A 23,697-nucleotide genomic window follows, 5' to 3' on the forward strand; every position below is an offset into this window, starting at 1 on the left:
GGTAACAACAGGCAAGATGCCTGTTCCACAAAGATTTAGTTTTCTTGTGGAATGGGTAACAACAGGCAAGATGCCTGTTCCACAAAGATTTAGTTTTCTTGTGGAATGGGCAAGAGGCCCATTCCAATAGAGAATCTTAATCACAATAAAAAATGCAAAATATAACAGTTCAAGATCCAAAAAACGAACTTCCACCGCTAATCGAGCGGGAGATTCTCTTCGGAAACCCCGAAAAAACTAGCCCAAAACTTTCACCAGATGGCAAGTATCTCGCCTACATTGCACCAGACGAAAACAACGTCCTGCAAGTGCGAGTGCGTACAGTCGGTCAAGAAGACGATCGCCAATTAACAGCCGATAAAAAACGCGGCATCCGCATCTTTTTTTGGACTTACAGCGGTGAAGAATTAATTTATCGACAAGATACTGACGGTGACGAAAACTGGCATTTATTCTCAGTCAATATCGAGTCAAAGCTGGTTCGCGACTTGACTCCATTTCAAGGCGTTCAAGCCCAGCCGATCGCCCTTGACCACAACTTCCCTAATCAAATATTAGTGGGAATGAACATCCGCGATCGGCGAAAACACGATGTTTACCGAATCAACCTGAAAAACGGCGCCGTTGAATTTGACACCGACAACCCAGGTAACATCGTCGGTTGGACTGCTGACGCTCAATTTCAAGTACGGGCGGCCACAGCTACAACTCCTGACGGCGGCTCAGAATTGCTAGGTCGGCAAACTGCGGACAAGTCTTGGGAAAGCTTGCGAAGCTGGGGCGCAGACGACGAAGGTGGTGCCTTCATGTTCTCCGAAAACGGCAAAATTCTTTACATCATCGGCAATCACGATGCTAACGCCGAACGTTTGATCGCATTCGACTTGGAAACCAAACAGGAAACGGAGATTATCTCTGACCCAGAATACGATCTTGGCGGTATTGTCGTACACCCCACCAACCGAGAGATTCAGGCGGTTTCCTTCTACAAAGACAAACAAGAGTGGCAGATTTTAGACCAAAGCATAGCAGAAGATTTTGAGGCGATCGGCAAATTCCGTCCCGGCGAATTCGACCTCACCAGCCGCAACCTCGCCGACACCACTTGGCTAGTCGCTTACATGACAGACAACGGCCCAGTTTATTACTATGTGTTCGATCGCGCCTCCAGAACCTTCACCTTCCTATTCAGCAAGCAACCAAAACTCGAAAACCTGCCGCTATCGTCAATGGAACCGATTGCTTACAGCGCAAGAGATGGTTTAACAATTCACGGCTACCTGACAAAACCTGTCGGAGTCGCCACACCCGTACCGACAGTCTTGCTAGTTCACGGCGGCCCCTGGGGACGCGATACCTGGGGTTACAACTCAGAATCCCAATGGCTGGCAAACCGAGGTTACGCCGTCCTGCAAATCAATTTTCGCGGTTCCGGCGGCTACGGCAAAGCCTTTCTTAATGCCGGCAATCGCGAATGGGCAGCTAAAATGCACGACGACTTGCTAGATGGCGTAAATTGGCTGGTAGAAACAGGAATTGCCCAACAGGATAAAATTGCGATTATGGGCGGTTCCTACGGCGGTTATGCCACCTTAGTGGGATTGACTTTTAGTCCCAATGTTTTTGCTTGCGCCGTCGATATTGTCGGGCCAAGCAATTTGATTACGCTGCTGCAAACTATTCCCCCTTACTGGGAACCGAGAAAAGCAAGTCTGTATCACCGCGTCGGCAATTTGGAAACAGAACCAGAGTTTCTGAAGTCGCGATCGCCTTTATCTTTTGTCGATCGCATCCAGAAACCTTTACTCATCGCCCAAGGTGCCAACGACCCGCGAGTCAAAGTAGCAGAAAGCGAGCAAATTGTCAATGCCATGGAGCAAGCCGGCAAACCTGTAGAATACGTACTTTATACAGACGAAGGACACGGATTTGCGCGCCCGGAAAATCGCCTGCACTTTTACGCGATCGCAGAAGAATTCCTCGCCAAATATTTAGGAGGTCGATTTGAACCTGCGGGCAATATTGCCAATCATTCCGGTGTAGTAAATCCGCAAACAACAGTTGACAGTTGACAGTTGACAGTTGACAGTTGACAGTTGACAGTTGACAGTTGATAGTTGATAGTTGACAGTTGACTGACTAATAATTAATAACCATTAACCAATGACCAAAGTATTTTTTTTAGATGCCGCTGGCACACTATTTGACGTGCGCGGCAGCGTTGGCGAAGTGTACCAAAAATTAGCCAATAGTTTTGGAGTAACTGTTGACAGTGAACAATTAAATGCAGCATTTTTCCAAAGCTTCGTTGACTCAAATCCGATGGCATTTCCTGGGATAGAAGCAGCAAAAATTCCCCAATTAGAATTTGAATGGTGGCTGACAGTTTCCGCGAAAGCATTTCAAATAGCAGGCGTTTTCCATCAATTCTCAGACTTTCCAAATTTCTTTGCCGAACTCTACGCTCATTTTGCCACCGCCGAACCTTGGTTTGTCTATCCCGATGTATTCCCCGCCTTAAATAGGTGGCAGCAACAAGGAATTGAATTAGCCGTAGTCTCGAATTTTGATTCGCGACTTTATCCAGTATTAAAAGCACTCAATTTAGCAGAATATTTCACATCAGTCACAATTTCTACCGAAGTAGGTGCTGCTAAACCAGATTCTCAAATTTTTACCGCAGCTTTGCAGAAACATAATTGCCTTGCTGAAAATGTATTGCATATTGGCGACAGCTTCAAGGCTGATTATTGTGGTGCTAAAAATTCTGGCTTAAATGCAATTTGGTTGAATCGCCAACAGGAAAAACTGGATTTAGGAAAGTTGGATTTTCAGAAGGTAGAGGAATTTGCTAGTCTGGATTTTATCTAAATATGATTTTTATGATGTTAAGGTTATGATTTTTATGAATTGACTTTGAGAATTATTTATTGAATAATATGAGTAATTTAACCACAGAGAGCGCAGAGGGCGCAGAGGAGGAGAAAGATATGATTTATTTATCTAATTTTTACTGGAAAAAACTCTATGGAAACTCGACTCACTCAAACTCAGTTAGCACAGGTTGTCGCTGAAATCGATAGGTTATCAAACCAGCGTGATTTAGAATTGGGGACTGATCAGGTAAGAGAAATTTTACGGGAGTTGAATTTGCCTGATGAACTTCTGGAAGATGCGATCGCCCAAATGCACCGTCGCGAAGCCTTGGAAAAACAGCAGCGACGGAATCGTTGGATTGCGATCGCCTCGACAGTCGCTGTGATTTCGGCGATCGCGATCGGCATTCTATTCGGGCAAAATCGACAGCAGCAAAATGCTGGAGTTGCGTCAACAGAAGACAGGATTTCGCTATCGAAAAAGGGTGGTGATAGCCTCAGTCAAGTCAATCGTCAAATCAATCCCCGCATCTACTACCAGGTGACGTTGAAAAATGCTCCGATCGGCAATCAGTTGTCTCTGCAATGCGACTGGACTAATCCGAGTGGTCAAATTGTTCATCAGAACAAGTATCAGACTCGCACGATCGATACACCAGTTTGGAATACTTACTGTTTTTATGACCTCGGATCTGCTTCCTTGCCGGGAAACTGGGAGGTTCGGATGTCTCTGGATGGGCGCGCGATCGGCAGTGAACCTTTCGTGGTGAAATAGATATGGGTGCGATCGGCAAACCTGCACATTTCATCGGCTATTGGGGACAAACGGATCTCACAAAAACCTTGCGCCGTTTAGTGCCAGACTACTGTATTCGATCGGGCAAATTATCCGAGTGGGCGATCGCCTCTGCATCAATCCTCGCGGCTGACACAGTGACGCTGAATGCTTGCGGGCGATTTCAACCGACGGATTTTCCGGGAGATGCTTGGGCTGTGGTGGAATCGGGACAACTGCGGTTGGGGCGCGATCCGTTTGGGCGCGTGCCGCTTTACTGGATTCAGTTGGCAAAAACGATTTGGTTTTCGACTCAAATGCAATTGCTGCTACCGCTGATTGATTCTCCTGAAGTGAGTCCGATCGCCCTACACAGTTATGCTTGTTTTTCCTATGTACCAACGCCGTTAACTGCGATCGAGCAAATTGCATCCGTAGCAGCCGGAAGCGAGATCGTTTGGGAAATCGCCGATGTTCAGTCTCAGCCGAAAGTGAGATCGCTCAAATCAGCTTGGCAAGAAGCGCCGCAATTACTGCGGAGTGAAGATGAGGCGATCGCACAATTGCAAACGCTGTTACAACAGGCGATCGATCGACAGGTGGCTGATTTGCCGATCGACGAACCAGTCGGCGTTTTGCTATCAGGCGGCATTGATTCTTCCCTAGTGACAGCGCTGCTAGTCAAAGCAGGCTTGAAAGTCCGCGCCTATGCCCTCGATTTTGGTGTCGAAAGTTATTCCGAATTGCCCTACGCGCAACAGGTTGCCGACTTTTTCGGGATTCCGCTAATCCGAGTGGCGGCGACGGGCGATGCAGTGTTGCGCGCGATCGGGCCAACCGCCAAAGCCCTAGATTCACCCTACGGAGACGGCACAACAGCCCCGCTGTTTTTGCTCAAACAGGCGGCGGCGCAAGAGGTGCGAGTCGTATTCAATGGCGAAAACGGCGATCAGCTATTTGCCGGATGGACAAACAAACCCTTGATTGCTAACGGAGTTTACAGCGCAGAACATCCAGCCGGAAAAGAAACCTTTGAACAGCAGTATTTGCGGACATTCCAGCGATTTTATGGTTATGAAAAACAGATTTTTACGCCCAGTTTTTTATCAAAGAGGCTCGATCGCACTCAATCCCACGATTTAAGCGTTTACCTGCAAGATGCGATCGGTACCGACACCTGTCCCTCCCTGCTAGCCAAACTGCGGCGGGCTTCACTGATGCTCAAAGGTGCCCAAAATATCCAGCCGAGGGCCACCGCATTGGGCTTTGCTTGCGGTTTGTGGGTGCGATCGCCCTTCTGCGACCCCGACCTCACGGACTGGACGTTTCAACTCCCTGGCGAGCTGCTACTGCAAGGTGCGTGCGAAAAATACATCCTCAAAAAAGCCTCCGAACGTTGGTTGCCACCGGAAATTGTCTGGCGGGAAAAGCGCGGGATGGGTGTGCCGTTGAAGGTTTGGTATTACCGGGAGTTTTGGGCTGCGATCGGATCTCGGTTGAATCCGAATGTACTGCGATCGCAAAAATCCTGGCAACCGCATTTAGCCGACTCGATGTTATCGGGAAAACTCGGAGTTGCCATGCGCGATCGATATATTGGCAACAATCTCTGGTTGCTGCTGATGTGGCAAGCATGGCGTACTGAGGTTTTAGGCGAAATTCCAGTTAAGCGATCGCTGGATCATGTTTTTTGGTTGCCACCGGCGATCGGACAACGCATTTGGAAATATCGAAGGAGGTTAACAGTTGACAGTTGACTGTTGACTGTTGGCAGTTGACTGTTGACAGTTGACTGTTGATATGGTCGGGGCGGGTTTATAAATTTGTTGGCTTTGAATTTGAGAATACTGTTGAACCCGCCCCTACAAGATATGGAATTATATCAGAACAGATCCATCGGACTTGATATAACCTCCGTTACATCCGTTACATCCGCTACAAAATCCGTTGCCGAACTTCTTCCTTATGATTGAATCTCTGCTAAATAATGAAACCAAAATACATTCGCCACCGTGCTCCGAAGCAATCGCCAAGCGACTGTTATCAACCTACGGTTCGCCGCTTTACGTGTATCAAGCCGAGATTCTTTGCCAGACTCTCGATCGCATTACCCGATCGATCGACTATCCGCAGGTTCAGTTTCATTTTGCCACCGTCACCAACGGCAATATTGCTTTGTTGCAACTGATTCAGCTAGCTGGTTGGGGGCTGCACGCGAATACGCCCGGTGATGTTTTTTTGGGGCTGAAAGCGGGTTTTACGGGCGATCGCATTGTCTACACTGGCAGTAACCTCAACCGGGCGGATATTCAGCAACTGATTGAATGGAAGATCGATCGATTCAACTTCGATAGCCTGTCGCAACTCCAGGATTTTTGCGAATATTCGCGCAGTCAACCGCGATTAATCGATCCCGAAATTGGACTGCGGCTCAACTTACCCGAATTGACGGGAGACAGCCGCATCGGACTCAATCCCGCTGAATTTGAAAAAGCCAACGAAATCGCGCAGCAGCATGGTTTTAGCATCACTGGACTGCATTTTTATCGGGGGACGGGAACTAATGCCACTGGTGCTTTTACGCAAGTAATCGATCGCCTAATTGCGATCGCCCAACAGTTACCCGATTGGAAAACCCTCGACTTTGGCGGTGGTTTTGGCTATCCCTACCGAGGCGGTGCGGTGTTTGACTGGGGGGAGTTTGGTACGGCGATTACTGAACGATTGAGTGCTTTATCTCGCCCGATCGAGTTAGTAATTGAACCGGGACGATCCGCGATCGCAGGTTGCGGTATTTTGCTAGCAAAAGTTGTGTCTGTGAAGTGGTTGGGCGAGCGGCAAATAGTCGGAGTCGATACCACTGTATCAAATCTATCAGTGCCTGCGGTACACGGAGGCTATCGGGCGATCGCAACTTGGGAAACCGGCGATGTATCGCGATACGAAACCGATATTTGCGGCAACACGACTTATTCGCGGGATTATTTGGGGCGCAATTGTTGGCTACCGAAACTGCAAATTGGAGATGCAATCGCCATTTTGGATAGTGGGGCTTACGGTTATGCGATGTCGTCGCATTTTCTGCACCGCCCGCGCCCTGCTGAAGTGTTGATTGATGCTAAGGGCGATCGATTAATTCGACAGCGAGAAGACTATTCCATCTTGTTAAACGGGCAAATCTTTTAAACCGAATTATTCATCTCTCTCTTCTCTTCCTCTGTGCCCTCTGCGCCCTCTGCGGTTAAATCATTCCGAAACAACCGTAAACGACATAAATCCATTAAATTAATCAGGAGTAACCGAAATGGGAATGAAATGCGTCCAGTGTAACACCGACAACAATTTGCGCGATCGTACCACCAACTCAGGGCGCTGTAAGAATTGCAACCATCCCTTTGTATTTGATCCCACTACTATCACCGATCAAAAAATCGCCTTCACCGATCCATTTTTCAAGAATGCGATCGCAGATATCTCCAGCCAAAATATGTTATTTTTTACGCCCAAACAGTTTTTTTATTTGATGGATAAACGGCTAAAAAATCGCACATCATCTAACCTCTGGAAGTGGACTTTAGAATATTTGATCCAGAGCTTGATAATTCTAATCATTGGCGGTTTATTCATGAGCTCTATTTTTTCTGATACTGTGGGATTTTTGATAGTGTGGACAGTTTTAAATATTATTTGGATTGGGGGATTTTTCGCGAAAAGCAAATCTACCGAGCAAAGTGCTCGCAACAGAAGAATTAATGCCACAAATTTACAAACTTTAGGAATAATGATGTTAGTAACAGGGATTTCAGGAAGCTTGATACTGAACTATGTCCCAGGATACATCGCAGCGATCGCCCTAGGACTATTTTCCTACTGGCTGGGCATTTCACAAAAAAATCGTCCACAGATAACTGGTGAAATATTTCTAGTCAATCAAGCCCAGAGTAATAAGTGGCTGCGAGACTGGCAAAGAGTAAACGGTACACTAGAAAAACTCCTCCCAGCACCTCGCCAAGAAGCTTTATCCGCCAGCATCGATCCCGAAATTAGCGCCTACAGTTTCGATCGCGCAATCATCTGCGACAGTGACGAAACCGCCCAATTCCTGATTGCCAACAACGTCCATTTTGAGAACAACTGCGCCATTCTCAGCATCAGCGGCTATCCCCAAAGCATCTTCGACACAGTAATTGAAATGCTGCGACGCAATGCTGATTTAAAAGTCTATGCACTGCACGATGCGAATCCTGCTGGAGTTAGTTTAGTGCATCAACTACGAACCAGTCCAAACTGGTTTGCAAATCAAGCCGTCACAATTTTTGATTTAGGCATTTCTCCCCGTCAAATCTTGGAAACTCGCGATATGTTTGTACAGCAATCTCAAACAATGGCACAAAGCACTCGTCAATTACCCGATGCTGTGAGGCAAGGTTTAACAGCAGAAGAACTCGCGTGGCTGGATGCCGGCAATTTTGTGGAATTAGAATCTTTTACGCCGCAGCGGTTGTTGCGGGTGGTGAATTATGGACTTGCTCAGAGTGGAGATCCACAGAGCAATGACGGCTTAATATTGGCCGGTGGTGCGGCGTATGGCGGCGGCTATGTGTTTGTCTCCGATAGTTTCGGTTAGGTTAGGGCGTGTTTTCAAACTTTGTAATCAGATAATAAACATGAACCCAAGAAGAAGTATTTTCATTTTGTGGCATTAACCTTCTGAATGTATTTTTTCATGCCATCCTAAACTGATGACTTTCAATCATGTCAGAGATATTATCATGCCCAAAACCGCGAATTAAAAGAATTTGCTTGGGATGAGGTGCTGCATCATAAAGCTTGGTATTGCTTAATCAGGATATGAAAAAATAACCTTAAAATCCAAAAGCTTTGTGGGTACTGGTTTCTATGACGGGCATATTTAGCGCTTCATACCGTAAATCAGCAATGCCTAGATTTTTTAATTTCCCCCAAGTGGGGGAATTTTAGTTTAAATTGTGTGAAATTTGCCTTCAACTTTCTCTCGTCTGGTTTTGTTTGTGTGCGGTTTCTAACCGCCCGGACTGCTAACCGCCTGGACTTATTTAAGTTGTATACTCCGCATTAATCTTCACGTAGTCGTAACTCAAATCGCATCCCCAAGCTTTCGCAAAACCGCTGCCATTCCCGACACTAACCTGAATTAAAACCGTATCAGCCTTCAAATATTTCCCCTCCGCAGCCGCTTTCATATAATTACTTGCAGCAGCGCGATCGAACTCTTTAGGTTGTCCGTTTTCCATCATCAAAAAATCCCCCAATTGAATCCGCAAATTCTCTTGATCGAAAGATACACCAGCGCGCCCAGCCGCCGCCGCAATTCTGCCCCAATTCGGATCGCGTCCGAAAATAGCAGCTTTCACCAAGGAAGAACCGACAATTGTTTTGGCAATTTTACTCGCAGAAACTTCATCCACCGCGCCACTAACTTGCACTTCTACCAAACAAGTTGCACCTTCGCCGTCACGGGCGATCGCCTTTGCTAAATGTACGCACACTTCTGTCAGCATCGCCTCTAATTTTTCAGCATCTGCCCCCATTTCCGTAATTGCCGGTGTGCGAGATTGACCATTCGCCAAAGCAATTAGCGAATCGTTGGTACTGGTATCGCCGTCAACAGTAATTTGATTGAAACTTCTGTTAGCCGCCCGACTCAGCATTTCTTGCCATAAATGCGACGACACTGCTGCATCGCAAGTTACAAATGCCAGCATTGTTGCCATATTCGGGTGAATCATTCCCGAACCTTTGCAAATGCCGCCGATGCGGACGGGTCGATCGCCAAACATGGTTTCCAGGGCGATCGTTTTCGGCACTAAATCAGTCGTACAAATAGCCTTAGCCGCCGCATCAGAACCAGTTTCCGATGCCTCAGCAACTAATCGCGGAATTCCCGCCCTCAGCGGCTCCATTTTTATCCGCTGTCCGATGACGCCAGTGGAGGCCAAAAGAATTGATTCTGGAGGAATATTCAGCGCTTCTCCCAACAATTTGGCACTTTCGAGGGCATCTGCCAAACCTTGTTCGCCAGTAGCAGCATTAGCTTGTCCCGCATTGCACAAAATTGCTTTGGCGCTGGGTTTAGCTTGCAAACGCTGGCGGCAGTAGTCCACGCAAGCGGCCCGGACAGTGGAGGTTGTGAAGACTCCGGCGGCGATCGCGTCTACCTCTGACAAAATTAAACTTAAATCCGGCAAGCCAGAAGGCTTCAAACCCGCTGTAATTCCCGATGCTCGATACCCTCTGGGTGCTGTAACTCCGCCGTCAATTTTTTTCCAGTCCGACATGATGACCTCCCTAGTAGCCTTCAATCTGCTGAAAGGGGATTATATCAAGTTTCTCGGCACAAACGTCTTTTATTGTTTGTGATGTATACTTTTGAGGCTATCCAACTCTCGTTTAGCTCACCCTTTACTCAAACGGCTCTCTATACAAGCAGTACGATCGAGATATTACCAATTCCTAATTCCCAATTCCCCATAAAACTAATCGCGGCTTCCAATCTAGAGTTAGAACTCAAGAAGAAGTCGCGACGGTTTTGTAATTGACATTATTAATTTTTAGCTAGCAAACAACAAACTCGATTCAACTATCTCGCGGTTGAAAAAAGGAGTTATTTGCGATCAATACTCGCTGGAGAACCAGCATCTAAACCAACTTCAGCAGCCACACGGCTCAGCATCGATTCCTGACGGTTTTTGACGACGTGTTGATGGCGCATCATCAGGTTGCGGGCTTGTTCTTGAGTTGACATAACTGATTTCTCCAAATTATAGGTAATAACTGCGTAGGCAATTGTCGAAATTGAGCTTGCCCTAGCTCATAGTGGCGTTGCTGCGATCGTAACTGGCTTGAAAGCTGGGCTGCGGTTTGCCTTGAATGTGACCCCAGTAGTGCGTATCTTCCATCCCGACTTCGGTGGCGGTGCGGTTGAGCATGGATTGCTGCCGGTTCTTCACCAGTTGGTGGTGGCGCATCATCAGAGAGCGAGCTTGATTTTCGGTAGACATAGGGGGTTTCTCCGTATTCTTTAGATTAATGTTGGGCTGTTTTTTTCTTCTCTTCTATCACTATAACAGACAATTCTGTATCTAAAGCTACCAAATCAAGATTGTCACAAAACTTTACAATTGGGCTATGGGGCGAGAATCTCGATCGAGGTTGCAGGGAGTGCGATCGAGCTTTGGCTAGTTGATTCAGGCCCAACCTCAAGCAGCAGTTGGCAAAATTTGACAATATTCATCTTCTAAAAGCCACATTTTAGCGACTACCTAATTGCCAAGGGCAAAAATAACTTTATAGTTTGGTTCAGAGTTATATAGCAATCCTAAATCATTTTCAATAACTGGTTCCCAGGCTCTTGGCCTGGGAAACCCATGTCCAGAGGCTCTGCCTCGCCTGCGAAAATGGAGGCAGAGCCTCCGGATCTGCGTTACCAGGCAGAGCCTGGTAACGAGTAGTCCCACAAATAATTTAGGATTGCTATAGATACAGAATTTTGCCTCTCAATGGAGTCGAATTTGCCTTAGTTAACAGTAAATTTAATAAGTAGCGAATCACAATTAGATTTACAATGATTAAGCAGCTATGCTCAAGCATAGTCAAGTTTTTTGTAGTCAACTAGATAATAGAGTTGAGCCAAAGTGAATCGCTCTCGCCATCCTCTAAAAGCGAGCTTTATTTGTTGGTAAAAATAGATTAAGCCTCAGCAGCCTCCCCACAAAAAAGAGCGATCGTCCTCCCCTAGAAAAACAATCGCCCATTCACATATAATTTCAATTAACATCAAGTCCCGCCCTTAAGAAACTATGCTGTACCCACAATTCCAGAGATCCCCCTAGTCTCTTTTTCAGGAGGATGCCACGGGGAGCGAAAGGCTCTGACGTTAGTTTTTCAAGTTGTGTGTACAGGGTAGCCCTTAAGAAATGCGTGCCGGGGAATAAGCGGTCCTAATCATCAAACAGTAGACTGGTACTACATAAGACGTTAAGTTGACACGAATGCTACTCGGCGACTTCAGCTTCAGCTTCCGCTTCAGGTGCATCTGGCACATCTTGCTTGATTGTCAAATAGCGAATCACTTCTTCGCTCAGACGCATCGCGCGCTCCAGAGGAAAAATTGCAGCGCCCGGAGCTGTATAGTTCATTTGAACGTATACTCCGTCGCGGTGCTTGCCGATTTCGTAAGCCAAGCGACGTTTGCCGCGGTGCTGAGTTTCGATATTTTCAGCACCTTGATCGCGCAAAATAGTTTGATATTTCGTGATCGCCTGGTCAGTCATTTCTTCACCCAAATCAGGGCGCAGAATGTACATTGTTTCGTAAATAAACGGTTTCATGGCAATAATCCCCTTATGGACAACAAGGCTTCTCACGAAGCAAGGACTTATCATCATATCCCAACAATGAACAATCTCAAAACTAAAAAACCAAATTCCCCAAACAACACTCCCTCGCCGTGGAGCACCCTGTGGACGTACACCATCATGAGCGCGATCGCACTTTTAATGCTCTTCCCCCTGCTGTGGCTGCTGAGTACCTCCCTCAAATCCCCAAGCGAAAACATCTTTCAATATCCCCCGCAACTGTGGCCACAACAGCCAACCCTCGAAAACTTCATCAAAGTGTGGCAAACCAACCCCTTCGGCCGCTACCTGTTCAACAGCACCCTAATTGCCTGCCTCACAGTTAGCATCAACGTCCTCTTTTGCGCCCTCGCCGCTTACCCCTTAGCCAGACTCAAATTTCGCGGCCGCGAAGCCATCTTAATCACAATCATTTCCACAATCATGATTCCCTTCCAAATAGTCATGATTCCCCTATACATATTGACAGTACAACTCGGACTAAAAAATAGTTATTTAGGCGTAATCTTTCCCGGACTAGCCTCAGCCTTCGGCATATTTTTATTACGACAAGCATTCCTAGCAGTTCCCAAAGAACTAGAAGAAGCCGCCCGCATCGACGGCTGCAGCGAATTAGGCATTTGGTGGCACGTCATGATTCCGGCAATTAAGCCAGCTTTAGTCACCCTAGGAATTTTCGTATTTATCGGTTCTTGGAGCGACTTTCTGTGGCCGCTGCTAGTTTTAGACAGGCCGGAGTATTACACTTTACCTTTAGGCGTAGCCAATTTAGCCGGGACATTTTCCTTAGATTGGCGTTTAGTTGCGGCGGGTTCCATTATTTCTATTGTTCCCGTTTTAGGACTATTTTTGCTCTTGCAAAAATACATTGTGCCAACAGAAACCGCCGCTGGAGTCAAAGGATAGAATCAACACAAAAAATCGGCGTTTATCCGCGTTCATCTGCGGTTAAAAATTAAAATCTTTTGAACTCACCACTCACAAAATTTATTTTTTATGTACGAACTGCCAGACATCCGCTGGATTATCGATCGCGCTGGGGTTGTAGATACGATCGTAGCATTTGCCAATGCGATCGATGCCCAAGACTGGCAAAAATTGCGCTCGCATCTAGCAGACGAAATAGATATCGACTATTCCGAATTTCGAGGTGAAACTCCCCGACGAGTAACCGCAGAAGAATACATAAAACAGCGCGTAGAAGGTCTTGCCGGTTTGCGAACGCTGCACGTCAGCACAAATCACGAGGTAACTATTAAAAAGGATGCTGCCAAATGTAAGTCTGTGTACCGCATTTATCGACTTGACCCCGAGCGCGAAGCGGGACAGAATCGGCTGGATACAGGAGGTAACTATTTTCACTCCTTGATTCAAACAGACAGACATTGGCTAATCACAGGAATCAAGCAAACTGTGGTAATTGTCAGCCACAATCCTGAAGTACATGGCGCTTTACCGGGCAGATAGCAATGAAATCTCATTCACAACTGAAATGCGAACTGATTTTTCATAACTAAAAATTTCCTCCTACCTGGGAGTGAAAACTGCACTGGGGTAAGCAATCCGCTTGTGATTGAACTGTTCCCAAACCCGCACAAAAATCTCCGCAATTAGAGACATATCCTCCCGCGTTAAATCCGAATCAATCAACTGATTATCCTGCCAACGAGCTCGCAAAATCCGATTAACCATATTCAAAGCCTCTTCATGAGTAGCATCCTTGAGCGATCGCAAAGCAGCCTCGCAAGAATCTGCCAGCATCAAAATCCCGGTTTCCCGCGACTGCGGAATCGGCCCATCGTAGCGAAAATCCTCCTCCCTCACTTGGCGACTTACGATCGTTAACTTTGAATTATCCGCATCTGGCAAAGCAATCTTTAAATCTTCTATTTCTTTTGCAGCAATTTGCTGCGCTTGGTGGTAGAAGTAAGCAATTAACATTGTACCTTGGTGCTCGGGAATAAACGCCTGAATTGCCTTCGGCAATCGATGCTTCCGCGCCATCACCAAGCCCTCGCTAACGTGCTTTTTAATAATCTCAGCGCTCGCCCAAGGGTCATTAATTTCATCGTGTTTGTTACCCCCGCCCATTTGATTTTCACAGAATCCGAGCGGGTCGTGCATTTTTCCAATATCGTGGTATAATGTCCCAGCTCTGACCAGCTCAACATTGCAGCCGAGTTCCCGGGCTGCAGCCTCCGCCAAACTCGCCACAAACAGCGTGTGCTGAAAAGTCCCCGGAGCCTCGGCAGCCAATTTCTTCAACAGCGGGCGGTTGGGATTGGCAAGTTCCGCCAGCCGGATCGGGGTAATCAAGTCGAAAACGTGTTCTAAATAAGGGCTGATGCCGATCGCCACAACGCTCCAAGCCAAACCGGCCAAACTTTGCGCGCCCACCGTACCCAGCACGACGTACCAAATCGCACCGGCAGCCGCGCTGGCAATCAAAGTCCCCACCAGATAAACCGTGCCCTGAGTCAAGCCGACAGCCACGCCCAAAAGAGCCAATTCCTCGCGCGATCGCAGCCGCCCGGCCATAAAAGCGCCCAGCAATCCCCCCGCCGCGCTAGCCACCAAATGAATCAACTCCACATTTAAGCCAACCGGCAGCAGCGCCGACAGCAGCCCCACCACAGTCACTCCCACCGCAGAACCGTAGAAGCCACCGGCTAAAATGCCGATCGCGGGCAAACTCGTCCAAGGCAGCCCCAAACTCACCAGCACGGGCGCGCTCAAAGTCAGCAGCAGCAATAGCAAATGATCTCTGCGGCGCAAGCGGTAGTGCCTTTCCACCAGCAGTACGATCGCAATTGCCCCCGCGACTAAACAAACAAAACCCGTCAGCCCCAGCCAATTCACCCCCCGCCGGCTCAAACCAAAATAGTCCAGCAACACGAAATCTTGCTGCGATATCTCTTTTCCTTCTGCAACAATTATCTCGCCCTGATCTACTGCGATCATCACCGGTTTCACCTTTTGCGCCGCTAATTCCGCTAGCTGTTTGGTTTCCTCCCGATCTCTCACCAGATTTGGCTGCAAAATCGCACTTAAACCCTCCACCGCCAAAGCTTGGGACTCTAACGGCACTTCATCAGCCACTTGCAGCTTCACAGCTTCTTTCAAAATCTCTTTTGGCAAGCCCTGCGGGATACCTTGAGCCACCATCCTTTTTGCCGCCCGACTCATACCCGTTTGGGTTTTCTGCCAAGCTGCATCCGACAAATCAAACAGCGAAGTATCGTAAATCTGGGGCAGCCCCAAAACCGACGGTTTTCCCAGCGCCTCCACAGCATTGAGATAGCGCTGGCGAGCAGAGGAAATACTGTCTGTCAGGCTTTGAAACTCTGCCGCCCGGACCGATCGGCTGTAAGCTTGCAGTTGAGCGATAGCATCTTGCTGAGACTTGTTATCTGTTGCCCCAGCAATTGCCGGGGAATCCAAACTCAATCGCTCGGAAGTTGCCCTTTTGTCACCCGCTTGCGCCAAAATCGAGCGCCACTCCCACTCGGGACAGCCCCGCAAGTAAACCTGAACCGCAAGTGAGAGCGCCGAGGTGCTCGCAAACGGAAACGGGCCTACCGCCTCCCGTAGCTCGCTTCCCTGCTGCAAAAATTGTTGCAATTCTTGATAAATTTGTCGATCGACCGCCGAATCCAGCATTAATATCGCTACAGCCCCTGTCCGCGCTGCTTTCCGCTGTTCTTCAGTAGTTTTGTAATCGGGGACGCTAGCAGTAGCAGGAGCCTTAATCGTCTGAGGAGCTTTCGTCCCCACATCCAGTTTCGGCTGGTTGTAGAAGCGGTGGCCCAGAGTGCTGCTTAGGGAAACTACCGCTACCAGCGCCAACATAGGGGAACGAGCTTGATTTTTGAGGCTTGATTTGGAGGTTTTACTTGTAAATTTAGTAGTAAAAGTCTCGGGAAGAATCCATTTCGGGCGCGACAAACGGCTCAGGAGAGGCCCGCCAGCGCGTGAGGTATCTGCTTTGCTGCTGCCATTTTGCACTTTAGCAATGTGTTGGCGCAGTGAGCGCGCAGCCCCTAGCTGCTCAATCTGTCGCATCAATGAGGAGATCGTATTCATTATATGTCGAAGATATGTTCACTGTTATCCAGCAGCCTTTTGACATACTCCCCGTCGTAAACGAGCGGGGATTCTTGACACTTCAACGAGTCCTGCTACCAAGGTAGTCTTACAGTCCCTCCATGTCCGTTTAGAGTCTCCTAATGCCCTATGGCGACTAATATGTATCGTTTTTTTTGGGAATATTAACAATACTTTTGTTTTGCTTCCAGGTTGGATTTTAACCATTGCCCTTCAGTCTTTCCCTATTACTGGAGCAGTCCCGGTTTCAACTCTGATGAGTATATATCGCTGCACTCTTAGGTGGGGATTTCAACCACTTAAATTATCGCACAAAGCCGGCCACTGAAGAAGGGGCTTGTATCCCCATTTCTCGGTCAGAAATTCTGACTGTGCATCTTGATTGAGTGTATCCGAATTGCCGTACCTGAATATTTAACCGCGCCAGCTACTTTGCCTGAATGTCGCCAGCAGTTCGGTTTGCTAAGAAGTAGCCAACCAGCCAGCAGTGTCATCAAGCTTCGGCTGCTTCTTTCGAGTCCTTGTCTATCTCGAACAGTTCGCGGGCGCGAGGGCTAAAAACCCGATTTATCCGTAGATTCCTGGTTTTAAAACCCAACATTTTCCTAGAAACTGGGTTTTGGGAGTCAAGATAGTCAGATTTTATTTTTAAATTTTTAATTGCCGCTTTCCTTCCGCTTTCGCTTTTGACTGGTTAATTGCCCATTTCTCATTATTAATTAATTTCTAGTTTACCCTCCCTTTTTCAAGCTCAAAACGTTATATTTTGCGAGGTCTAATCACATAAGGTGCAGCCACAGCGCGGGCTAGCGCTGCCGAATTCATGCCCGCAGAAGGGTTGTAAACTCCCGCCCACACCGCAAACAAATTATTTGCTAACTCCACAATTTTGGCATCGCTGCCGATTCCCCAGAGCGAGGGTTCTCGGCCGTCGGCTAGCTGCTGCGAATTAACCTGAGCCGAAGATACCTGTCGCCATTCTACAGGAATCGCCGCAACGCCGTTATAGGCTCCAGACAAAGCTCCTGTCAAAGCGCAGGTTATTTGTCCAGTTATGCCACAGCGGGCAGCACGCACCACTGACAAGCGCAAGTCTTCTGGGGTGTTCAAAAAGCAGTAGAAAGCTAAGGCAATGGGAATCAAATTTTCTGGGTTGACAATTGACTCGGTTTGTAATTTTTTTTCACCTTCGCCCTGTCTTTCTCGCAAAGCTGTCGCGCTTTTGCACAGATGAGTGGCGGCTGTTTCTAAATCGGCTCCTTTTTCTAGTAGTATTTGCACTTGCAGCAGCAGCTCTGTTAAGGCATTATCTGTTTTCAGGTAGGCAAGTGTTTGCTCGATCGCTGTCGCGGGGTCAAGTCTTTGTTTGAGCGATCGGGCGATCGTATATGCTACTGCTAAAATTGCTGTTTCCCATTCTGGCTGGTTTTCGTTGTGCCAAACCTCTATCGCCAGCATGATTTTTTCTCGCAGCTTGGCTTTATTTTCGTGAAAAAACATCGCGGATGGCAGCGCAGCAACGGCAGCTTCACAAGGGTTAAGCAGGCTTTGAAACTCACTGCTTCGCGGATCGTAGATTTCGGAATTGGCAAATGCTTCCCAAGTTTCGCGCCAATCTTTTAAATCTAAACCCCTACACCGAATTAAACTTTGAGCACACGCTACCGCAAGTCTCCCGGATGCGGATGAGTCTTTGCCACTTGGGATTTTACTGTTGACAGAATTCAAGGCCAATGTTGCCCCTCTTAGGGTCAATTGTTGGTGTTTCGTCAGTTGTAAAATCGGCTGCAAGTCTTCTGTTTGGGGAGGAATACCCACGATTTGCCTCTGGTATTGCAGGCCTATAGAGTCTCCTAAAACTGCCCCCAGGATGGTTCCTTGAAACTTGCTCAACAGGGAATGCCGCATTTGAATTTAACTCAAGTTGTTAGTAATTGGTAATTGGTAATTGGTAATTTAGAATTCTTCCTGCTGTGCTTCTTTGCCTAACTCTTGTGATTAATTTGAATTTAACCCAAACATATAAGGGCTGGTTTTCCATCTAAAACCTGCCCTCATCCGATCGCGAAAATCGGTCAATTTTTAATTTTTAATCAGGTAAGTAACTAGAGCTTGCAGCCCCAGCCGATAACTTTCTGAGCCAAAACCGCTGATTTGCCCGATCGCCACTGGTGCGATATACGAGTGGTGTCGAAAAGCTTCCCGCCGATAAATATTGCTCAGATGAACTTCCACCGCAGGGATATTCACTGCGGCGATCGCGTCTCTAATTGCCACACTCGTATGAGTATAAGCTCCAGGATTAATTAATAAGCCTTGGTGCTGCCCTAACATCGAGTGAATTGCATCCACCAAGACCCCTTCATGATTCGACTGCTGAATTGAGACTTTCACCTGGAGGGCTTGCGCTTCTCGTTCTAGCAACTCGTTGATATCATTTAAAGTCGCAAGACCATAAACTCCAGGTTCTCGCTGACCCAATAGATTCAGATTGGGGCCGTGAAGTACCAGGATATTTAACAATTTTTTAAATTCCAGCGCCACAAAACTTTGAGTCTTGACTTAAATTCGATCGCCAAGATCAAATCTCAAACCCAGTCTCAACTATCGGCGATGCCTAGGTTGGTTAACTGGAATAGGAATCGGTTGCAGTTCCGGTTGAGCTTCGGGACTCAGCAGTCCTTCTATCAACTTGCGAACCCATTTTTCAATTTGTTCCAGCACCTTTTCAATGTTTTCCATTGAACGGATAGCTCCTTTTTTTATAGTCTAGACTGCTAAACCGACGGCTAAATTTCTGAAACATAAGCAAGCGCGACTTTGAAACCAAAGGTCAAACTTGCTGTCTCGCTTGCTGGTTGTTTTCAGCAAAGGAGAGATTTCAGTATCTTTGCCAATCAGTCCTATCTTATTATCATAACGAATCTTTACAGATAAGCAAGAGGTTATCGGAAAATTGCGAAACAATCTGGGTTTACAAACTATTAAATAAAGATTAAGCTTACTGCTAATGGTTGACAATTTACACAGCGTTGGATACTTTTTACGCTTTTACCAACAATAATTGACGCCGGAGCCGATCGAGCGCCGTACAGCTACTGAGATGCCGAATCCAATCGCGGCCTCGCGCATCGCCAAAACGGTATTCAAAACTTTCTGTCACGCCGTCAGGGCCGGATAAACCGACATAAACCAGTCCCACAGGTTTAGCGTCTGTACCGCCTCCTGGCCCCGCGATGCCTGTAATGCTCAATCCCCAATCGGTATTGAGCCTCGCGCGCACTCCCGCGGCCATTTGTTTGGCTACTTGCTGGCTGACTGCGCCGAATTCGGCTAAATCTTGCGGATTAACACCTAATAATGATTCCTTAACCTGATTGTCATAAGAAATAATCCCGCCCCAAAAATAGCTCGAACTGCCGGGAACAGAAGTCAGCATCGCCCCCAATCCTCCTCCAGTGCAGGATTCAGCCACACTCAGAGTTTCCCCGACCAACAGCAACAATTTGCCTACTGTCGAAGGGAGGGTATCGGTATCGGCACCGTAACAGTCTAGGCCAGTAATCTGCTGCAATTGTTGTTCGATCGGCTCAATTAACTTTTTCGCAGCCGCTTCTGAGTCAGCGCGGGCAGAAATCCGCAATTTGACTTGGCCGTGATTGGCGTAGGGAGCCACAGTAGGATTAGTTAAATGCAGAAAAGATTCTACTTTTTCCGCCAGCGCCGACTCAGCAATTCCCCAAAATTTCAACGTGCGACTGAAAATAGTGGCGCTGCACCAGCCGCCATTTTTCAGGAAAGGAACGGCGGTTTCTCGCCACATCAAGTGCATTTCCGCCGGTACGCCGGGAAATGTCATTACTGTCAGGTTAGAAACCGGCTGCCAAATAATCCCCGGTGCCGAACCGCAGCGGTTCGGCAGAATGTCCGCACTTTCTGGAATTAAAGCTTGTTTGCGATTGCTGGGACTCATGGTGCGTCCCCGCAGGGCAAATTTTTGTTCGATATCGGCGATAATTTCCGGTTTTTCGATTAAGGGAACTCCAAAGAAATCGGCGATTGTTTCGACTGTGAGGTCGTCTGGTGTCGGGCCGAGGCCTCCTGTGAAGAGTAAAAGTTGCGATCGACCCACAGCGATTTGCAATACTTGTTTGATGCGTTCTGGATTGTCCCCCACCACGGTTTGATAGTAGTGAGGGATTCCCAAACTCGCTAATTCTTTCGCTAAAAACTGAGCGTTGCCATTAAGAATATCTCCTAACAGCAATTCAGTGCCAACACAAATAATTTCAGCAACCATTAGTTATTGGTAATAGGGCATTGGGCATTGGGCATTGGTAATAGGGCATTGGGCATTGGGCATTGGGCATGGGCAATTGCTAATTAGTAATTGCTAATTAGTAATTGGTAATTGGTAATTGGTAATTGCTAATTGGTAATTGCTAATTGGTAATTGGTAGTAAATGACTACTGTCAACTGTCAACCCTTCGACAAGCTCAGGGCAAGCTGCCAACCATCAACTGCCAACTGTCAACTGTCAACTGTCAACTGTCAACTGTCAACTGTCAACTGTCAACTGTCAACTGACTATCGAGCGTGTCTCCAAACTTTCCAGCTAGCGTATCCCAGCAAACTTGTTGCACCCATAGCGTAAATTACGCCGCTTGGAACCGAAAAAGCTAGGGCTAAACTCCCTACCCACAGTGTCAGCGAGTAAATAAATAAAACCGCAAATTTATGGGAGAGTCCGGCTTCTAGAAGTCGGTGGTGGAGGTGGCGCTTGTCAGCAATAAATGGTGATTTGCCGTTGCGGAGTCGATCGAGAATCACCGCCGACATATCTAAAATCGGTACAGCTAAAATTAAATAGGGCAGCAACACAGAAGTAACAGCCGTAGTTTTAACTAACCCAATTACTCCCACTCCCGCGAGAGTAAACCCGATAAAATAAGCCCCGCCATCCCCCATAAAGATTTGAGCCGGATTGAAGTTGTAGCGCAGAAACCCCAAGGCCCCGCCAGCTAAAGCCGCTGCAATCAGGGCCGCCGCCGGTTGGTGCATCGACAGACTGACTATCAGCATTACAACTGCTGCAATACCTGAAACTCCGGCTGCTAAACCGTCCAAACCGTCAATCCAGTTTATGGCGTTAGCCATGCCGACAAGCCAAATCACGGTAATTGGCAAGCTCAGCCAGCCAATATTTGTCAGTCCCAGGGAGGGAACTGTGAGAAACTCAATTTGTACGCCCGCGTACCAAACGATGCTGGATACGCCAATTTGCATGAGCAAACGTTTTACTGCCGAGAGCGAAAATAGGTCATCTGCTAAACCGATGAGGAAGAATCCGATGCCGCCGAGGGTGACTCCCCAAATTTCGTATTCGTCTTTGGAATTGAGAACTTGTCCGTTAGCATCGAGGAAGCCTCCTGAGAGCCAGACAAATAAGAGGGCAGTGAGAGTGCCGAGAAAGATGGAAACTCCTCCCAAGCGCACCATCGGGCGCTTGTGGACTTTTCGCTCGCCTGGCCGATCGACTCGCCCGCTTTTGAGACCAATTTTTTTGACTATTGGTGTACTCCAGAGGACGATGCTCGCAGAAACCAGGAAAGCGAGTATGTGGTACAGATACTGATACGGCATCTGAAATCAATTTTAAATAGTGCGGGGCAATTAGGCTGTCAGGCAGAGTCTACTACATTTCAGATGGCTTATAACAAGGAAACATCTTGAAGAGCGACTGGGGGTTTGGGAGTCGGAGATTTGCCGCAATGGCAGTTGCCCTGGGGCGAATTGTCAGGTTTTTCATTCATAACTCTCGAATTAACGATTTGAAATATCGACTCTTTCGCGAGCAAAAAAGTTGATATTTGGCGAGCGGGCCCTGTTGAGCGGTATCTTTCGCAACCGACAAATACCGTTAGTCAAACCAGCCCCGCCCGACAAATATCTTTACTAAAAACCGTATGGGCGATCGATATTTTTGGTGAAAACCGCTTGTCAATATCGCTATCGGCAACTATCAATCTTTTCCTGCTCTTTTACCGTTTTACCCGTACACTTCCAACTACAAATTTCCCATTGCCGATCAGGAAAATTAAGCTAATGCCGGCACTTTTAAGAACAAGTGGGGATATAATGGGAAGCGATCGCACAGTGCTGCTACTCGACGCAGGCAGTCGGCTGCGACGCTTTCATCATCTGGATTTAGCAGGCGATCGGCAATAATATTACCAATTTCGGTAAATTCAGTAGTTCCCATGCCCCTGGTTGTCATCGCCGGCGAACCGAGTCTCAAACCGCTGGTGACAAAAGGCGATGCTGGATCGAAAGGCACGGTATTTTTATTAGCAGTAATATTCACACCGCTAACTAATTGGTCGGCTCGCTTGCCTGTCATGTTTGCCGATCGCAAATCTACTAGCATTAAGTGATTGTCCGTGCCGCCGGAAACGAGTTTTAAACCCCGCTGCTGCAACTGTGCAGCTAAAGCCCGCGCATTTTCTATTACTTGACCGGAATAAGTTTTAAATTCGGGTTTTAATGCTTCGCCGAAAGCTACTGCTTTGCCCGCAATAACGTGTTCTAAGGGGCCGCCTTGAGTGCCGGGGAACACTGCTTTGTCGAACTTTTTACCTAATTCCGGGTCATTAGTCATAATCAAGCCGCCGCGGGGGCCGCGTAGGGTTTTGTGAGTGGTGGTGGTGACTGCGTGACAGTGAGGGAGGGGGTTCGGGTGGTGGCCTGTGGCGACTAACCCGGCGATGTGGGCGATGTCGGCGAGCAAGTAGGCTCCGATTTCGTCGGCGATCGCTCTAAACTTTTCAAAGTCGATAATTCGCGAATATGCTGAATAGCCGCAAATCAGCAATTTTGGTCGGTTTTGTTTCGCCAGTGCCAAAATTTCGTCGTAGTCAAGCTGTTCTGTTTCTTTGTTAACGCCGTAGTGAAAAGCTTTGAACCATTTGCCGGAGACGTTGACGGGGGAACCGTGGGTCAAGTGTCCGCCGTGGGACAAATCCATGCCCATAATTGCGTCTCCAGGCTCTAGCAAGCTCAAAAACACTGCAAAGTTCGCTTGAGCGCCGGAGTGGGGCTGGACGTTGGCGTGAGCTGCTCCAAAGAGCTGTTTGGCGCGATCGATCGCAATTTGCTCGATGCCGTCAATAAATTCGCAGCCGCCGTAGTAGCGTTTGGCTGGCAGTCCTTCAGCGTATTTATTGGTCAGCACTGAGCCTTGAGCTGCCATTACGGCTGCGGAGGTGAAGTTTTCGCTGGCGATCAGTTCTAGGTGGTCTCGCTGCCGCTGGAGTTCTTGCCCGATTAAATCGGCAATCTGCGGGTCGGTTTTGGAAAGCAAGTCTAAGTTAGTGTCGGTCACAATAATCAACCTCTTGACAATTTTGGGATTGCGAATTGGGGATCTTTTACCCTACTACGGATTTCGCACGATTGATACAAATATTACATTGTGTTCGGGTTAAGCGGTTTGTCCCAAGTTCCTGACATACAATGAAATTACTGGTGTGAAACCTGCCGGAGGTA

Annotated in this window: 19 protein-coding genes; 8 read left to right on the top strand and 11 right to left on the bottom strand. The window is 47.6% G+C overall.

Translation table 11 applies throughout. The features are described from left to right. The first annotated feature begins 152 nt into the window (after positions 1-152). The 6 genes from QUA58_RS08765 to QUA58_RS08790 all read left to right on the top strand — a co-directional run bounded on the left by QUA58_RS08765 (position 153) and on the right by QUA58_RS08790 (position 8,278). The gene (locus tag QUA58_RS08765; protein ID WP_333393693.1) at positions 153-2,072 is read left to right on the top strand and encodes a S9 family peptidase; all 1,920 of its coding nucleotides are present in this window, start codon (positions 153-155) and stop codon (positions 2,070-2,072) included. Positions 2,073-2,163: 91 nt separating this feature from the next. Continuing rightward, complete coding sequence (locus QUA58_RS08770; protein ID WP_333393695.1) at positions 2,164-2,871, top strand: HAD-IA family hydrolase; 708 nt, start codon at positions 2,164-2,166, stop codon at positions 2,869-2,871. Between the two features lie 156 nt (positions 2,872-3,027). Next, the gene (locus QUA58_RS08775) at positions 3,028-3,651 is read left to right on the top strand and encodes a DUF3859 domain-containing protein (protein WP_333393697.1); all 624 of its coding nucleotides are present in this window, start codon (positions 3,028-3,030) and stop codon (positions 3,649-3,651) included. Positions 3,652-3,653: 2 nt separating this feature from the next. Beyond that, entirely contained in the window at positions 3,654-5,408 is a 1,755-nt protein-coding gene (locus QUA58_RS08780) for an asparagine synthetase B family protein (RefSeq protein WP_333393699.1), read from the top strand. Positions 5,409-5,616: 208 nt separating this feature from the next. After that, positions 5,617-6,837: a decarboxylase gene (locus QUA58_RS08785; protein ID WP_333393701.1), complete on the top strand. Its 1,221-nt coding sequence runs from the start codon at positions 5,617-5,619 to the stop codon at positions 6,835-6,837. A 124-nt stretch (positions 6,838-6,961) separates the two neighbouring features. Then, positions 6,962-8,278, top strand: a complete 1,317-nt coding sequence (locus QUA58_RS08790) for a hypothetical protein (RefSeq protein ID WP_333393703.1) — start codon at positions 6,962-6,964, stop codon at positions 8,276-8,278. A 448-nt stretch (positions 8,279-8,726) separates the two neighbouring features. Here QUA58_RS08790 and argJ read toward each other — a convergent pair whose 3' ends face one another. From argJ to rpsF, 4 genes are all read right to left on the bottom strand, one after another. Further along, positions 8,727-9,968 carry a bifunctional ornithine acetyltransferase/N-acetylglutamate synthase gene (argJ, locus tag QUA58_RS08795; RefSeq protein WP_333393704.1) on the bottom strand — a complete coding sequence of 414 codons (1,242 nt, stop codon included), beginning with the start codon at positions 9,966-9,968 and terminating at the stop codon, positions 8,727-8,729. 326 nt (positions 9,969-10,294) lie between these two features. After that, the gene (locus tag QUA58_RS08800) at positions 10,295-10,435 is read right to left on the bottom strand and encodes a hypothetical protein (RefSeq protein ID WP_015176121.1); all 141 of its coding nucleotides are present in this window, start codon (positions 10,433-10,435) and stop codon (positions 10,295-10,297) included. 61 nt (positions 10,436-10,496) lie between these two features. Continuing rightward, positions 10,497-10,691 (bottom strand): hypothetical protein, encoded by a 195-nt coding sequence (locus tag QUA58_RS08805; protein ID WP_006631905.1) that lies wholly within the window; start codon positions 10,689-10,691, stop codon positions 10,497-10,499. Between the two features lie 993 nt (positions 10,692-11,684). Next, positions 11,685-12,020 (bottom strand): 30S ribosomal protein S6, encoded by a 336-nt coding sequence (gene rpsF, locus QUA58_RS08810; RefSeq protein WP_333255289.1) that lies wholly within the window; start codon positions 12,018-12,020, stop codon positions 11,685-11,687. Positions 12,021-12,035: 15 nt separating this feature from the next. Here rpsF and QUA58_RS08815 point away from each other — a divergent pair, with 15 nt between their 5' ends. Both QUA58_RS08815 and QUA58_RS08820 read left to right on the top strand, forming a co-directional pair. After that, the gene (locus tag QUA58_RS08815; protein ID WP_333393706.1) at positions 12,036-12,953 is read left to right on the top strand and encodes a carbohydrate ABC transporter permease; all 918 of its coding nucleotides are present in this window, start codon (positions 12,036-12,038) and stop codon (positions 12,951-12,953) included. Between the two features lie 90 nt (positions 12,954-13,043). Then, positions 13,044-13,514, top strand: coding sequence for a nuclear transport factor 2 family protein (locus tag QUA58_RS08820; protein ID WP_333255292.1), 471 nt, complete (start codon positions 13,044-13,046; stop codon positions 13,512-13,514). Between the two features lie 60 nt (positions 13,515-13,574). Here the strand turns inward: QUA58_RS08820 and QUA58_RS08825 are convergent, their stop codons facing one another. From QUA58_RS08825 to glyA, 7 genes are all read right to left on the bottom strand, one after another. Next, positions 13,575-16,130, bottom strand: coding sequence for an HDIG domain-containing metalloprotein (locus QUA58_RS08825; RefSeq protein WP_333393708.1), 2,556 nt, complete (start codon positions 16,128-16,130; stop codon positions 13,575-13,577). Positions 16,131-16,910: 780 nt separating this feature from the next. After that, a complete protein-coding gene (locus tag QUA58_RS08830) occupies positions 16,911-18,059 on the bottom strand; it encodes an ADP-ribosylglycohydrolase family protein (protein ID WP_333393710.1) in 1,149 nt (382 codons plus the stop codon). Positions 18,060-18,233: 174 nt separating this feature from the next. Then, complete coding sequence (aroQ, locus tag QUA58_RS08835; RefSeq protein WP_333393727.1) at positions 18,234-18,674, bottom strand: type II 3-dehydroquinate dehydratase; 441 nt, start codon at positions 18,672-18,674, stop codon at positions 18,234-18,236. An 81-nt stretch (positions 18,675-18,755) separates the two neighbouring features. Then, positions 18,756-18,893: a hypothetical protein gene (locus tag QUA58_RS08840; RefSeq protein WP_265234438.1), complete on the bottom strand. Its 138-nt coding sequence runs from the start codon at positions 18,891-18,893 to the stop codon at positions 18,756-18,758. Between the two features lie 301 nt (positions 18,894-19,194). After that, positions 19,195-20,451 (bottom strand): competence/damage-inducible protein A, encoded by a 1,257-nt coding sequence (locus QUA58_RS08845; protein WP_333255298.1) that lies wholly within the window; start codon positions 20,449-20,451, stop codon positions 19,195-19,197. A gap of 288 nt (positions 20,452-20,739) precedes the next feature. Further along, positions 20,740-21,795, bottom strand: a complete 1,056-nt coding sequence (locus QUA58_RS08850) for an MraY family glycosyltransferase (protein ID WP_333255299.1) — start codon at positions 21,793-21,795, stop codon at positions 20,740-20,742. A gap of 454 nt (positions 21,796-22,249) precedes the next feature. Further along, on the bottom strand, positions 22,250-23,533 hold the full coding sequence (gene glyA, locus QUA58_RS08855; RefSeq protein WP_333393712.1) for a serine hydroxymethyltransferase: 1,284 nt from the start codon (positions 23,531-23,533) through the stop codon (positions 22,250-22,252). Between the last annotated feature and the right edge of the window lie 164 nt (positions 23,534-23,697).

This window comes from Microcoleus sp. N9_A1, from assembly GCF_036701795.1.
Classification (GTDB): domain Bacteria; phylum Cyanobacteriota; class Cyanobacteriia; order Cyanobacteriales; family Microcoleaceae; genus Microcoleus.

What these genes read in the sequence shown, in the direction of transcription:
- QUA58_RS08805 (WP_006631905.1), bottom strand. Translation starts at nt 10,691, where the DNA reads ATGTCTACCGAAAATCAAGCTCGCTCTCTGATGATGCGCCACCACCAA.
- QUA58_RS08790 (WP_333393703.1), top strand. Translation starts at nt 6,962, where the DNA reads ATGAAATGCGTCCAGTGTAACACCGACAACAATTTGCGCGATCGTACC.
- rpsF (WP_333255289.1), bottom strand. Translation starts at nt 12,020, where the DNA reads ATGAAACCGTTTATTTACGAAACAATGTACATTCTGCGCCCTGATTTG.
- QUA58_RS08800 (WP_015176121.1), bottom strand. Translation starts at nt 10,435, where the DNA reads ATGTCAACTCAAGAACAAGCCCGCAACCTGATGATGCGCCATCAACAC.
- QUA58_RS08780 (WP_333393699.1), top strand. Translation starts at nt 3,654, where the DNA reads ATGGGTGCGATCGGCAAACCTGCACATTTCATCGGCTATTGGGGACAA.
- QUA58_RS08765 (WP_333393693.1), top strand. Translation starts at nt 153, where the DNA reads ATGCAAAATATAACAGTTCAAGATCCAAAAAACGAACTTCCACCGCTA.
- QUA58_RS08770 (WP_333393695.1), top strand. Translation starts at nt 2,164, where the DNA reads ATGACCAAAGTATTTTTTTTAGATGCCGCTGGCACACTATTTGACGTG.
- QUA58_RS08840 (WP_265234438.1), bottom strand. Translation starts at nt 18,893, where the DNA reads ATGGAAAACATTGAAAAGGTGCTGGAACAAATTGAAAAATGGGTTCGC.
- QUA58_RS08830 (WP_333393710.1), bottom strand. Translation starts at nt 18,059, where the DNA reads ATGCGGCATTCCCTGTTGAGCAAGTTTCAAGGAACCATCCTGGGGGCA.
- QUA58_RS08815 (WP_333393706.1), top strand. Translation starts at nt 12,036, where the DNA reads ATGGACAACAAGGCTTCTCACGAAGCAAGGACTTATCATCATATCCCA.
- QUA58_RS08825 (WP_333393708.1), bottom strand. Translation starts at nt 16,130, where the DNA reads ATGAATACGATCTCCTCATTGATGCGACAGATTGAGCAGCTAGGGGCT.
- QUA58_RS08850 (WP_333255299.1), bottom strand. Translation starts at nt 21,795, where the DNA reads ATGCCGTATCAGTATCTGTACCACATACTCGCTTTCCTGGTTTCTGCG.
- argJ (WP_333393704.1), bottom strand. Translation starts at nt 9,968, where the DNA reads ATGTCGGACTGGAAAAAAATTGACGGCGGAGTTACAGCACCCAGAGGG.
- QUA58_RS08785 (WP_333393701.1), top strand. Translation starts at nt 5,617, where the DNA reads ATGATTGAATCTCTGCTAAATAATGAAACCAAAATACATTCGCCACCG.
- QUA58_RS08820 (WP_333255292.1), top strand. Translation starts at nt 13,044, where the DNA reads ATGTACGAACTGCCAGACATCCGCTGGATTATCGATCGCGCTGGGGTT.
- QUA58_RS08845 (WP_333255298.1), bottom strand. Translation starts at nt 20,451, where the DNA reads ATGGTTGCTGAAATTATTTGTGTTGGCACTGAATTGCTGTTAGGAGAT.
- QUA58_RS08775 (WP_333393697.1), top strand. Translation starts at nt 3,028, where the DNA reads ATGGAAACTCGACTCACTCAAACTCAGTTAGCACAGGTTGTCGCTGAA.